Raw genomic sequence first — 14361 nt, 5'->3', positions numbered from 1 at the left:
GTTTATCGCAGCACCATTTGTCTGTCGGCATCCAGGCGGAGCATAATGAACAGCAGCATGGTAAAGGTCATGAGAGAAGAGCCGCCGTAGCTCACAAACGGCAGCGGAATACCGATCACCGGCGCAAGACCGATGGTCATAGAGATATTGATGGCCAGGTGAAAGAAGATAATACTGGCCACGCCATAGGCATATACCCTACTGAATGTCGATCGCTGTCGCTCCGCGATAAAAATGATCCGGAAAAGCAGGGCTACATACAAGCCGAGGAATATTAAACTGCCCGCAAACCCGAAATCTTCCCCGATGGTACAGAAAATGAAGTCGGTACTTTGCTCAGGCACAAAATCAAAACGTGTTTGCGTACCCTTTAGGTATCCCTTACCCCAGAAGCCGCCGGAACCAATGGCGATCATACTTTGGCGGGTATTGTAAGTGGCCTTGGGATCGTTCTCCTTACCCAGCATCACTTCAATACGCCTTACCTGGTAATCTTTCAACACTTTGGTAAAGGCAAAAGGCACAATGAACATCACGAAGGCCGAGCAGAAGGCCCATACGGCCAGTATCAGCACCAGGCGGCTGCGGCTCCGCCTGATCTCACGGCGGCTGAAATAGATCACCAGCGCCGTGATCACAGAAAAGATAATGAACAATATATTTTTATCTACGAGCAACGCGCTTAGTACCAGGATGATCCCCGAAAAAGCCACCACCAGCAGCACCCCCGGCAGCCCCTCGCGGTACATCACCAGGAAAAAGGCAAAGTACACCAATGCAAGACCGGTTTCATCCTGCAGGATGATAATGGCCGCAGGGATTAGCGCCAGCGCGGCGGCGATCATCCGCGAGCGCAGCTTGTTAAAATCCGTTTCCAGCGACGATAAGTATTTGGCCAAAGCCAGGTTGGTACAGAGCTTCGTGAACTCCGCCGGCTGGAATTGAAAACCACCGATCACCAGCCAGGAATGCGAGCCCTTTACATCACGCCCGATGCCCAGTACCAGCAATAGCAGTAAGAGGCCAAAAGCATATAAGAGGTTAGCCGTGGCCGTAAAGAACTTACTGTCCGTTAACCATATGATCGTAGCCAGCACCAGCGAAACGCCCCACCACATCAGCTGCCGTGCATAGTTCTTATTCAGGTGCATGATGTTGTACCACACATTATCGCCCTCCCGGTGCTCTGCCGCAAATATCGACATCAGGCCCAGTAACACCAGCGCTATATACAGCCCCATCACAGGCCAGTCAATTCCTTGGGTAAGCTTTATTTGCTGACGATCGTTCATATGGTTTAGTTACGGAAATAAATGTTAAGTATCTGATCTGTTGTCATCCTGGCCGTTGCGCCGTTCAGGGAGTCCAGTTTTGACTTCTCCCGCACAACGGGGTCCAGGGTATTGTATTCCAGCATATTTTTCATCACCGGCTTGCGTTTCACGGAAATAGTATCGTTCAGGTACTTTTCCATGATCAGGCTGGCGATAGGCGCTGCATAGGTGGCGCCAAAACCTGCATTCTCTACGATAACGGCAATGGCGATCTTCGGATTGTCCCTGGGTGCAAAGGCCACAAACACAGAGTGGTCTTTCAGCTTTTTGAGTACGCCGTTCACGATCGCGTTGTTCTCTGCCGTACCCGTTTTACCACATACCGTGATGCCTTCTATCATGGCAGATCTTCCCGTACCTCTTTCCACCACATCCTCCATACCGTACACTACAGAGCTATAGCTGGTATCTGAGATATGGGCAACGGTATGGCGCTCTTTATATTTGGATAGCATAGCGCCGTTGTCATTATCTATGCTCTGTACAAAGTGCGGCAGGTAATAAAATCCCCTGTTGGCGATAATACACATGGCATTGGCCATCTGCAGGGGCGTAACTACCACGGCGCCCTGGCCCATGCCTACATACAGTTCTGAGCAGGAGCTCCACATGCCGTTATAACGTTTGTTCATGCCAGTAGTATCTATGGCGTAGCCACTGTATTCCCCTGGTATATCTACGCCCAGGCGATGCCCCAGGCCAAAGGAGGTCATGTAATCATACCATCGCTGGTGCCCTTTGCGTAAGCCGCCAAATTTGGGTGCATCCACTTCCATCCGGTACAGGTGCACAAAATAGGCGTTACAGGAGTTGGCGATGGCAAGACGCAGGTTTGCGGCGTGCCCCGGGGTGTTGTGCGTACAGCGGATAAATTTTCCGCAATTGGCATAACCCCCGCGGCAGGGGAAGCCGAAGGCGGGTGTGATCACGCCCTCATCCAGGGCCACCAGGGCCGTCAGCGGTTTCATGGAAGAACCCGGGGGATAGGTGGCCTGCGTGGCGCGGTTAAATAAAGGTTTGGTAGTATCTACGAATAATTTGCTGAAGTTGCGGGCCCTGTAAGAACCAGTCAGCAGGTTGGGGTCAAAGGTAGGGCTGCTTACCATGGTGAGGATACCGCCGGTCTGCGGGTCTATGGCTACGATGCTGCCTATTTTGTTACGCATCAGCCTTTCGCCCAGTACCTGCAGGTCTATATCTAAAGACAGGCGCAGGTTCTTTCCTGCAATGGCAGAGGTATCGAACTCCCCTTTTTCATAAGGCCCTTGCGGACGGTTCAGGTTATCCTTTACCAGGTACTGGATCCCGCGCGTTCCCATCAGTACGCTTTCATAGGTTTTCTCCAGGCCGGTCATGCCGAGGTAATCACCCATCTGGTAAGCGCTGAAAGCCGGCTTGGCCAGCATCTGGGGGGATACCTCCCCGATATAGCCCAGGATATTGGCGGCAGCAGAATACGGGTAGGAACGGATCTGGCGCTGTACCAGCTCAAAACCGGGCTGGAACAGGTACATGCTTTCCTGCAGCTTGCCGAACATATCAGGCGGCAGCAGGGGAGAAAATACGGATTGCCTTACGCGACCGTTCTTGATAATAGCGGTCACAATACGTTTTTTGAACTCCTCACGGTCTATCTGTAATATCTGGCAGAGGTAATTGGTATCGATATTCTTTACACTGGCAGGGGTTACCACCAGGTCGTACATCACGTCATTCCGCAGCACGCTGCGCCCTTTGCGGTCATAGATCATGCCACGGCTGGGATATACCACCTTACGCAATACTGCGTTGGCGTCTGCCAGCTTGGAATATTTCTTTTCCACCACCTGCAAAAAGAACAACCTGGTAACGATGAGCAGCACCATTCCGAGGATGATCATTTGTATTACTCTTCTCCTGGGCTGATTATAAACAGACATCTAAGTTCTTATAGTGAATTCCGACACGAAATTAAAAACTATCTCTTACTTCTTCGAAAAGAACAGCAGCTCATACAGCACGATCAGCACCAGGCTGGCGATCGCGGAGAATAAAATTTTCAGCAGCAGGTAACCCATGTTTCCAAAGCCAAACACCTCCAGGGTGAAGAGCGCCAGGTGGTGCAGGAACACCAGTATGGATACGTATATCAGGAACTGCGATACGCCCATGCTGATCATGGAAGGGGTTTTCATGTTCGTTTCAAAGCCTCCCTGCGGCGATAGGATATTGATGATGAAGGGGCGCAGGTAAGCCATAAAAACACAGGCAAATGCATGGATGCCCATGGTATTCATAAACATATCAAGGCTCAGTCCCAGCAGCAATCCCAGCAGCATCAGCGCCGGACGGGGTATATTGAATGGCAGCAGCAGGATGAACAACATGTACAGTTCAAGGCTGATCAGCTGATGCACCAGTATTTTGTTCAGCACAAATACCTGTAACAGCAGCAGCAGCACAAATCGGATAATATTACGTAACAATATGCTCATTTGATCAGGCTGTAGGTTGAATCCTCCAATCGTTGTTGTTCGTCCTTCAGAAGATTATCTATTACATACACATATTGCAGGTTATAGAAGTTGGTGGCCAGCTTCACCCGGATAGTATAGGCTGTGCTGGATTTATCCGCCAGGGCAAATGTGTCTATATATCCCACCGGGATGTTTTCCGGGAACAGGGCAGAGAAACCGCTGGTGATTACAGTATCCCCTTTCTGCAGTTTAACGCTCCTGGGTATATCTTTCATAGTGGCATAACCGGGATCAGCGCCGTCCCAGTATACAGTGCCTATCTCCTTGCCCCTCAGCAGGCGGGAGCTCACGCCGAAGTTATTGGAGCCTGAGCCGGAGCTTTTGGCCAGCAGGGAGAGGATTACCGCATAATTATCGCTGACGCTTCTTACCATCCCTACTACGCCGCTGGGGCCTACTACACCCATGTTAGGGCGGATGCCCTGCAAACGGCCGCGGCGGATGGTAATATAGTTCATGGCCCGGTTCACCGAGTTATTGATCACCTTGGCTTCCCGGTACAGGTAGCGGCGCAGCTCCATGCCCGTTACCCGGTGCATGGTATCGCCACTGAACTGGCGGATGGTGTCCGTCTTTACGATGTTACCGGTCAGCATGCTGTCAAAGCTGCTGCGCAGCATATTATGCAGGCGCGCATTCTCTGTTACCAGGCTGTCGTTGGTAGCTTTTAAATGGAAATAGTATTGTACGTTATTATAGCGGTCGTACAGTTTACCGCTTACAGTGTTGGCAGAATTGAGGTAGGCGGTTCTCTGAAAATTGTTGTTCCGGAAAACCATCACGATACAAATCACTTCCAGCAGCAGAAATAAAAAGAAGTTGAAGTAACGCCTTAAGAAAATGACTAGATTTCGCACCTTTTAAAATTGAAATTTCAAATTTCAAATCTACTGCATGAGGAATGGATATTTACCTACATGCTTCAGTGCGATGCCGGTACCTCTTACCACGGCGCGCAGCGGATCGTCTGCCACATGTACAGGCAGCTTTATCTTCTGGGCCAGGCGTTTGTCCAGTCCGCGCAGTAACGCACCACCGCCAGTGAGGTATAAGCCTCTGCGGTAAATATCAGCAGCCAGTTCCGGGGGCGTGGTTTCCAGCGCCTTCAGGATGGCTTCTTCTATCTTGAAAATGGATTTGTCTAATGCTTCTGCGATCTCCTGGTAAGATACCATGATCTGTTTAGGAATACCGGTCACAAGGTCACGCCCGTTCACAGGCACATCATCCGGCGGATTGTCCAGCTCTTTCAGGGCAGAGCCTATCTGTATCTTGATCTGTTCAGCAGTTCTTTCACCTATCAGCAGGCTGTGGTAACGGCGCAGGGCCTCCATGATGTCAGCCGTGAACTCATCGCCGGCTATACGGATGCTCTGGTCGCACACGATACCAGCCAGCGCTATCACGGAGATACCAGTGGTACCACCGCCTATGTCGATGATCATGTTACCTACCGGCTCCTCTACATCAATGCCTATACCCAGCGCAGCAGCCATGGGCTCATGGATCAGAAATACCTCTTTTGCGCCTGCCTGCTCAGCAGAATCGCGTACGGCACGCTTCTCCACTTCCGTAATGCTGGAAGGGATACAGATGACCATGCGCCAGCTGGGCGAAAACAATGGCTTTTTGGGATAAACCAACTTGATCATTTCACGGAGCATTCCTTCTGCCGCGTTAAAGTCCGCTATCACACCGTCTCTCAGGGGACGTATGGTACGCAGGTACTCATGCGTTTTTTCGTGCATCATCATGGCTTTTTTTCCAACCGCCACAATTTTGCCACTCGCTCTCTCGATGGCTACAATGGAAGGTTCATCCACCACTACCTGGTCATTGTGTATAATCAGCGTGTTCGCTGTGCCAAGGTCTATCGCTATTTCCTGCGTTAAAAAGTTAAAAAAGCCCATTGTTTGATACGGTCAAAAATTAGAATGCAAAAATGAATAATTCCAACGAATATACGATCCAAATTCTGGATGTTTAAGCAATAATACGCTTAAATATTAAAAAATCTTATTTATTGTATCTGTTAGCGTCACACAGGCGACTCTCGATGCCTGTCCGCTAGAACGCCCTAACCGTCTAAAAATTGTCTGAGTAGCTTAAAATCAATCTGCTGTATAACGCCGTCATATGCTGATATGGGGCCTGTAACGCTGCTATACCTTGCTGTACTTACTATACGAACTCAAAACCTATATCCTTTCTGTAATACTTACCTTCAAAACTAATACTTTCGGCCGTTTGCTTTGACTGCGCCAAAGCCGCCTGCAAGCTGCCATCCAGCGATGTAATGGTCAATACCCTGCCGCCATTGGTCAGCAGCTGTCCGCCGTTCTCACGGGTGCCTGCCTGGAATACCAGCTGGCTGCTGCTTTGCTGGGGTATCCCGCTGATTGCCTTGCCTTTCTCATAATCCTCCGGGTATCCTTTGGACACCAGCATTACGGTAGCGGCTGCACGCGGATCTTCCTGTATCGCCTCTGCGCCCAATGTACCGGCTGCTGTTGCCTTGAACAGCTCCAGCAGGTCGTTCTTTAAACGCGGCATGACTACCTCCGTTTCCGGGTCGCCCATACGGCAGTTGTATTCTATCACGTAGGGATCGCCTCCTACATTGATCAAGCCAAAGAAAATGAAACCCTGGTATACGATCTTTTCCGCAGCCAAACCTGCCACAGTGGGGCGGATGATCTGCTCTTCCACCTTTTTCATAAAGGCGGGATCGGCAAAAGGCACAGGAGAGATAGCGCCCATACCGCCGGTATTCAGCCCGGTATCCCCTTCTCCAATGCGTTTATAGTCTTTGGCAGTAGGCAGCAGCTGGTAGCTATGCCCGTCTGTGATCACGAATACAGATAACTCTATACCTGTCAGGAACTGCTCTATCACCACCTTCTTACTGGCTTCCCCGAACTTGGCGGCTTTGATCATCTGTTCGAACTCGGCAATGGCTTCTTCCCTTGAATCCAGGATTACCACGCCCTTTCCGGCAGCAAGGCCATCGGCCTTCAGCACCACCGGCAGCGGATGCTGCTGCAGGTAGGCCACGCCCTCTTCAAAATTTGCTTCGCTGAACTCCCGGTAAGCAGCCGTAGGTATGTTATGCCTTAGCATGAACTGCTTGGCAAAAGCCTTGCTGCCTTCCAGCTGGGCGCCTACTTTGGATGGGCCCATTACAGGGATATGCTGTAAGGCGGGATCCGCCTTGAAATAATCGTAGATACCTTTCACCAGCGGCTCTTCAGATCCCGGCAACACCATATCGATCCCCTGCTCCAGGCAAAAGCCTTTCAGCTGCTCCATGGCCGAAACAGCAATGTTCACATTCTCTCCATACTGAGAGGTACCGCCGTTACCCGGCGCTATGAACAGCTTTTCGCAGAGCGGGCTCTGTGATATTTTCCAGGCTAGGGCATGTTCCCTGCCGCCGCTTCCAAGTAGTAATATCTTCATATTGTTTTCAAGAACACCCTTATGATCCTTGCTGAAAGGTTGTCAGCAAAATTTTTGCAAAGAAAGCTCAAAAAATAACCAAACACACCATTTTTTTATGCAGATACCTGAATTTCTTTATCTTGCCGCTTAGCAAACGCTTTAAAACACTAAAACATACCAACAAAAACTGACCTTCTATGAGTCAACCTGCAGTAATGCAAGAGCCTGTTATTCCTGTTCCAACCTCGCGTAAAGGACATCCGAAAGGGTTGTTTGTACTGTTCTCAGCAGAAATGTGGGAGCGCTTCACTTTCTACGGCAACAGAGCGCTGCTCACCCTGTTCCTGGTATCTGCACTGAATTTCACGCAGGAAGAATCTTCCATCATATACGGTGGTTTCCTGGGTATGGGCTGGCTTACCGCCATGCTGGGCGGCTTTATGGCCGACCGTTACCTGGGCAACCGCAATTGCATTATCATAGGTGGTTTGACCATGTCGTTCGGCCAGCTGCTGATGTTTGTAAGCGCTATCTTATACGCCACCAATGTAGAAACAGCCCGTCTCACCATGTGGACCGCTCTCGGAGTACTGATCCTCGGCAACGGCTTTTTCAAACCCAACATATCCTCCATGGTAGGGCAACTGTATCCCAAGGGCGATAACCGCCTGGATTCTGCCTTTACCATCTTCTATATGGGCATTAACCTGGGCGCCCTGCTGGGTATTACCATCTGCCCTATCCTGGGTGATGTGAAGCATATAGAAGGAGGAAAGGAAATACGTGACATAACCGCCTTTAAATGGGGTTTCCTGGCGGCCAGCATTGCCATGCTGATCGGCACCACCTTATTCTACCTGCTTAAGAACAGGTATGTGATCAACCCTGAAGGCAAAGGCGTAGGGCTGAAACCACAAAAACACGATGTAGTAGAAGGAGAGGCCGCCCAGGCGCACTTTACCAAAAAAGCCGTTGTTACTACCGTGGTTGCACTGCTGCTGCTGATGGCGTTCTTTAATGTGGTAGCCGGACAGAACGTACTGTATTCCTTCATTTACAGCACCGGTATTGCGCTCGGCGGATTGATCCTGAGCGATAAATCGCTTACCGGCGTGGAAAGACAACGGATTATCGTTATCTATATCGTATCGTTTTTCGTTATATTCTTCTGGGCTTGTTTCGAGCAGGCAGGATCATCGCTTACTTTTATTGCGGATCAACAGATGGACCGCAACCTGCTTGGCTGGAACATGCCTCCCAGCCTGGTGCAGAATGCCCAGTCCCTTACCCTTATCTTCCTGGCCCTGCCCTTTAGCTGGCTGTGGCTCAAATTACAGCAGCACAAAATGGACCCTATCTCTCCTGTGAAACAGGCGATAGGCCTGGCGGTGCTGGCTTTGGGTTATTTTGTGATCGCGCTGCAGGTGAAGAACCTGGGTAATGAGAAATTAGGCGTGATCTGGTTCCTGCTGCTGTATCTCTTCCACACCATTGGAGAACTGAGTGTATCCCCCATCGGTATGTCCCTGGTGTCTAAACTGGCCCCTAAACGTTTTAACTCCCTCCTGATGGGCGTTTTCTTCCTGTCCAATGCCTCCGGTTATGCGCTGGCAGGCACGCTGGGCACACTGCTTCCCCCTACCGGCGAAAAGTTCAATACTGCTGCCGAAAACGGTATAGACCTCCAGGGCATCCTGAATGGCACGGTTGCGCTTACCGCACAGCTGCAGGACAAACTGAAAGAGCTGAAGCTGCCTTCCGCTTACCCGCAATTTGCCGGCTTCACCATCCACAACCTGTATGAATTCTTCATGTTATTTGTAATACTGCCCGGCGTAGCCGCTGTATTGCTGTTCCTGTTATCAGGCCTGCTGAAGAAGATGATGCATGGTGTAAGATAATTGCACAACAGCCCGTTTATAACACTTAATAACTTCTATCTAAAGCATACACCAAGTATTAATTATGGCAGATTCTAACTTCAAACCCTTTGTTGCTCCCGGGGTCAAGATGAAGGAGCTTACGCTCAAGGCTATCCTCCTTGGCTCCTTCTTCGGTATCATCTTTGGCGCCGCTACCGTATACCTGGCGCTGAAAGCAGGCCTGACCGTTACAGCATCCATTCCCATCGCCGTAGTGGCCATTACCCTGGGGCGCAGGTTTTTCAAAACCACCATCCTGGAGAATAACATTATCCAGACCACCGGTTCTGCCGGTGAGTCTATTGCAGCGGGCGTGGTATTCACCCTCCCGGGCTTCCTGTTCCTGTCTGATCCCTCCAGTGCCGATTATTTTAACTACTTCACCATATTAACCCTCGCCATCTTTGGTGGTGTATTGGGTACCCTGATGATGATCCCCTTGCGGCGCTCCCTCATCGTAAAAGAGCACGGCACCCTTCCTTACCCGGAAGGTACTGCCTGCGGCGATGTGCTGATAGCTGGTGAGAAAGGTGGTGAGTTTGCCAAGACAGCCTTCTGGGGCCTTGGTTTTGCGTTTGCTTACGCCCTGCTGCAGAAGGTGCTGCACGTGATTGCAGAAGTGCCTTTCTACATGACCAAACAGGCTAACAAATACTTCCCCTCTGCCCGTGTAAGCGGCGAGATCACGCCTGAGTACATGGGTATCGGTTATATCATCGGGCCTCGTATCTCCGGCGTACTGGTAGCCGGCGGCGTACTGGCCTGGTTCTGTATCATTCCCCTGCTGGCCTCCCTGGTGCCTGCCGATATTATTGCCAGCCAGCTGGTAAAGCTGGGCTACCTGGCCAACCTCGCTACACCCGGCGGCAGGGGCAACTGGGATCCTGCTACGCATACATTTGCAGACTATTCCGCTGCTATCTATTATGCGTATATCCGGCAGATCGCGGCTGGTACAGTGGCAGCAGGCGGTTTCATCGCCCTGCTGAAAACCATTCCCACCATCGTGGCCTCTTTCAAAGGCAGCCTGGGTTCCATTAAAGACAAAGCCAACGCTGGTGCCGGAGAGACAGAAGTGCCCCGTACAGAAAGAGACCTGAACATCCGTGTGGTGGGTTTCGGCAGCCTTGCGCTGATAATACTGATGTCATTCCTTCCCCAGCTGCCTGGTGACTCTATCGGCCAAAAACTGCTGATAGGCTTACTGGTGGTGATCTTTGGCGCTTTCTTCGTAACAGTGTCCAGCCGTATCGTAGGCCTGATCGGTAACTCCAATAACCCGATCTCCGGTATGACCATCGCTACCCTGATGGGTACCTGTCTGCTGTTCATCGCAGTGGGCTGGAGCGGAAAATTATACGAGCCCCTGGCTTTGGTGGTAGGCGGTATGATCTGTATTGCTGCTGCCAACGCAGGCGCTACCTCGCAAGACCTGAAATCCGGCTATATCGTAGGCGCTACGCCCCGTAACCAGCAGCTGGCCCTCTTTGTAGGCGCCATCGTTTCTTCCGTGGTAATCGGCCTGACCGTTAAGTTCCTGGATCAGCCTACCCAGGCGATGATCAACAGCGGAGTAACCGGCCATGCTATCGGCAGCCAGTATTATCCGGCTCCACAGGGTACCCTGATGGCTACCCTGGCAAAAGGAATCCTGTCTTTCAACCTGGACTGGCAATTTGTACTGGCGGGTGTATTCATCGCCATTACGATGGAGCTTTGCGGCATTAAATCACTGTCTTTTGCCGTGGGCGCTTACCTGCCCCTGTCTACCACCCTGCCTATCTTCATCGGTGGCGCTATCCGCGGTGCGATCGACAACCAGCGTAAAAAGAAGAATATCCACGTATCTGCCGAAGAAGAAGAGCTGGGCAAAGGCAACCTGTTCGCCACCGGCCTGGTGGCTGGCGGCGCCGTTGCAGGTGTATTGATCGCCGTGCTCTCGGGCTTTAACGCCACCGCGCCTATTATGGAGGCCCTGAACCTGGAAGAGGGTATTCGCGGGGCATTAGGCCAGGGAGGTTACTTCTTACTGGCTACGGCTTTCTTTGCCTTTATGGGCATTGTGCTGTACAGGATAGCTAGGCAACAGAATAAAATAGAGCTGTAAGTTACTTACAATAAAATGAAAAGGGCCGTCCGCCAGCTGGCGGACGGCCCTTTTCATTTATACCTCTACATACCCTCCATATACCTTCCATATACCCCTGCCATATTGAAAAGCACGGGGAGCAGCAAATAGGACTTCAGTCACCGTCATTGCGTAGGAGCCGCTGAGGGTTAGGGCGTGGAAACGACGAAGCAATCTTTTAACGACTAATGCAGGACTACCGGTTGTCGTTAAAAGATTGCTTCGGCCCGGCCACCCACGGTGGCTACATGCGCCTCGCAATGACGGTGGCTGAAGACCCACGCCTCCCAATGACGGTGGCTGAAGACCCACACCTGCAATGACGGTGGCTGAAGACCCGTTTGTCCTGAGCCCTGTAATTTCTCAATGGCGAAAAGCATACTATTTTACCTGCCTTATCCTTGCTTTATCCTTGCAGTATCCTTGCTCTATCCTTACTCCCCCCACTTTTTGTTAAAATACCATCACTTTCCCTCCGCCTGCGTTCGCCAGGCATAAATCCGCTTAATACCCGGATGCCCGTTTAACCTGTTAATACAAGCCATACTGATCTTCGTTTCGTTCAGATTCACCGCCTCCAGATGCTGTAAAGGGGCTATATAGTCACTAATCCCATCCCCAATCGGGTTCTTTTCCAATCTCAGCTTTTCCAGGTTAGGCAGCTGCTTTAAAAATCCCAGATCATCCTCCCTTAACCCATTATCAGATAAATTCAGCCAGATAATATTCGGAGCCACTTTCAGCAGATCTTCCTGAATATCCGCTATTCGCTTCCCTGAGCCCGCAGGCAAAGTAACATCCAGCATGACCGGGTGCTGCAACATCACCCTTACCATCAGGCCCTTGTTCCGCAGGCTTTCCACCGGCTGCATGTCCAGCGAAGCGGGTATAGCGGGGTTAATATGCTGCTCTATAGCCACTGTTGCCGCCTGCTCCGGTGCAACCTCACCCATGCCCAGCCAGGATGCTACCTGCGCCTGTATAGCGGCATTATCCTTCATCTCCTTCACTGGTTTGCCCGTAACCGCCGCTTGGGCGATCCACCAGCGGATGATCTCCGTTTCTGTTTTGGTCAGCCGTGGCTTCCCGTCAGCTGGCATGAACTTTTCATCTGCTGCATCCATCGTGATCCGTTTATACAGCTCACTTTCCTCCGGTTTACCAGGTACAACGGCGGCACCATTCTTTCCGCCTTTCAGCAGATGCTGTATATCCTGCATGGATAAGTTTCCTTTCAGCTTGCCCTCCCGGTGGCACTGGCTGCATTTCTTTTCCAGGATGGGTTGCACCACATCTTCATAGATCAGCGCAACATCTGCATTGGCAGGTTTCGTTCTTTCCTTATAAGTTAAAGTAGCCAGGGTCAGATAATCATTACCATGAGTGAGGTTCCCGCCCTGGTGCCCCGTATAAGCTACCAGGCCTACAAGTCCGGCCAGCAATACGGTAAAGGCTTTAGCAGGAAATGTAAATGAGCCCTTAACCCTTTCCCTGCTCAGCCACCATAACAAACCGGACACAATGGCCAGCACAATACCCGCAAAGCGGTGACGGCTTAACGTTTTTACATCATAGTCGCCGCCCAACGATAACAGGTATCCAAAAATACAGGCCATCACAGCCGCTGCAAAACCAGCCAGCAATATAAGTGGTACGGAGGGTTTCAGTGAAGCATAACGCGGAATATAAGACAGTACATTAAACAATACTGCCAGCAATAGAAACCCGATGGGCAGGTGCACGATCAGTGGGTGCAGCCTCCCGGCAAACGTAAATATGTCCAGCAGCATTACACGCGAGTTAATTTAACAGGGGCAGTATGATTGGCATTCCACTGGCATACGTACAGGTTCTTCTCATCATCCACACACACGTCATGGCCATGCTGGAAAACAGGATTGGCCGCCTGCAGGGTAGGCTGCAGCACGCCGTTCTTATATACAGGCGCAGCTCCGCCCGGGTTGGATATTACCTTGTTATCACCATCCAGTATGGTAACAAAACCGGAGCTATCAAAGCGTTTGCCGTTAGCGTCTTTAGACCAACAAACACCCGCATACAGCTGGTGATCATCCATCACAGCACGGCATACATACATGCCGGGCATATCTATCTGCTTAATGAACTTTCCATCCAGCGTGAACACTTTAAAACAGTTCTCCTCCCTGGAAGTACAAATCAGCACCGGGTTGTTCTTATCGCGATTGTCAATCGCCACCCCATGCGCATTCACCAGGTTATGCGCTTTATTGGCATTGTGATGCCCGCCGAAGTGGCGGATATACTGGCCTTTACTATTGTATTGGATAATATAATCAGAGCCGTAACCATCTGCCACATAGATATCGCCATTCGGCGCAACGGCAGTCTCCGTAGGCTGGAAATACTCATCATCCTTATAGATGCCGATAGTACGCGGATGCCCGATGGCAAAGATCAGGCGTCCGGTCAGGTCTGTTTTCACCACCTGCCCTGCCTGGCGTTGTGAGGCGCCTGTTCTGTCCTGGTACCAGCCGCAATCGGTGATAAACAGGAAATCTTCTCCGCCTTCCTTGGAAAGGGTCAGGCCATGTCCGCCGGGGAATGCATTGCCCCAGTAATCCAGCAGCTTACCTGATTTATCGAAGATGAGGATATTGTTACGGGTACTATCGCCCAGCATGATCAATCGTCCTTTGCTGTCCTGCACCATTTCATGACAGTTGAGCAGGGGCGTGTTGTTTACACTGATCTTTGCCCATTGCTTGTCTGCTTTATATGTATACTGACCATGTCCGATGGTCACCTCATCCGGCTGCAGGTCTTTATGGAGGATAGAAAATCCGGCTACCGGTTTTGCTACGGCAATTGCAGAGGCCATGGCTGCGTTCCTGATAAAATCTCTTCTGTTGGATTGCATGGAATTTAAATTTAGTTGACAGTTATCAGTTGTCAGTTGTCAGTTGTCAGTTGTTAGTTGTTAGTTGTTAGTTGTTAAATCAATTAATACTCGCGGTAATCACTGACAACTGACAACTGAC

The 14361-nt window shown here is 50.7% G+C and carries 10 protein-coding genes; 2 read left to right on the top strand and 8 right to left on the bottom strand.

Annotation, left to right across the window (positions count from 1 at the left end):
- Nucleotides 1–2 precede the first annotated feature (2 nt).
- From rodA to purD, 6 genes are all read right to left on the bottom strand, one after another.
- The gene (rodA, locus tag ACR9Y8_RS20415; RefSeq protein WP_481215099.1) at nt 3–1292 is read right to left on the bottom strand and encodes a rod shape-determining protein RodA; all 1290 of its coding nucleotides are present in this window, start codon (nt 1290–1292) and stop codon (nt 3–5) included.
- A gap of 5 nt (nt 1293–1297) precedes the next feature.
- Nucleotides 1298–3253, bottom strand: coding sequence for a penicillin-binding protein 2 (mrdA, locus tag ACR9Y8_RS20410; protein WP_481215098.1), 1956 nt, complete (start codon nt 3251–3253; stop codon nt 1298–1300).
- 45 nt (nt 3254–3298) lie between these two features.
- Nucleotides 3299–3808, bottom strand: a complete 510-nt coding sequence (locus tag ACR9Y8_RS20405; RefSeq protein WP_481215097.1) for a rod shape-determining protein MreD — start codon at nt 3806–3808, stop codon at nt 3299–3301.
- Nucleotides 3805–4707, bottom strand: a complete 903-nt coding sequence (gene mreC, locus ACR9Y8_RS20400; RefSeq protein WP_481215096.1) for a rod shape-determining protein MreC — start codon at nt 4705–4707, stop codon at nt 3805–3807. The genes ACR9Y8_RS20405 and mreC overlap by 4 nt, the downstream gene beginning before the upstream one ends.
- Before the next feature lie 30 nt (nt 4708–4737).
- A complete protein-coding gene (locus tag ACR9Y8_RS20395; RefSeq protein WP_145710359.1) occupies nt 4738–5760 on the bottom strand; it encodes a rod shape-determining protein in 1023 nt (340 codons plus the stop codon).
- Between the two features lie 271 nt (nt 5761–6031).
- Nucleotides 6032–7309, bottom strand: a complete 1278-nt coding sequence (gene purD / locus ACR9Y8_RS20390) for a phosphoribosylamine--glycine ligase (protein ID WP_481215095.1) — start codon at nt 7307–7309, stop codon at nt 6032–6034.
- Between the two features lie 179 nt (nt 7310–7488).
- Between purD and ACR9Y8_RS20385 the strand changes: the two genes are divergently transcribed.
- Together ACR9Y8_RS20385 and ACR9Y8_RS20380 are read left to right on the top strand one after the other, a co-directional pair.
- Nucleotides 7489–9192: a peptide MFS transporter gene (locus ACR9Y8_RS20385; protein WP_481215094.1), complete on the top strand. Its 1704-nt coding sequence runs from the start codon at nt 7489–7491 to the stop codon at nt 9190–9192.
- Between the two features lie 64 nt (nt 9193–9256).
- A complete protein-coding gene (locus ACR9Y8_RS20380; protein WP_481215093.1) occupies nt 9257–11320 on the top strand; it encodes an OPT family oligopeptide transporter in 2064 nt (687 codons plus the stop codon).
- A 485-nt stretch (nt 11321–11805) separates the two neighbouring features.
- On the opposite strand, the gene ACR9Y8_RS20375 is transcribed toward ACR9Y8_RS20380, so the two are convergent.
- On the bottom strand, nt 11806–13131 hold the full coding sequence (locus tag ACR9Y8_RS20375) for a c-type cytochrome domain-containing protein (RefSeq protein ID WP_481215092.1): 1326 nt from the start codon (nt 13129–13131) through the stop codon (nt 11806–11808).
- On the bottom strand, nt 13131–14240 hold the full coding sequence (locus ACR9Y8_RS20370; RefSeq protein WP_481215091.1) for an NHL repeat-containing protein: 1110 nt from the start codon (nt 14238–14240) through the stop codon (nt 13131–13133). The genes ACR9Y8_RS20375 and ACR9Y8_RS20370 overlap by 1 nt, the downstream gene beginning before the upstream one ends.
- Between the last annotated feature and the right edge of the window lie 121 nt (nt 14241–14361).

The organism is Chitinophaga sp. SVR4-12A (genome assembly GCF_056754765.1).
Note: the sequence above shows the minus strand (reverse complement) of the source record. Positions and strands in the feature narration are given on the sequence as shown.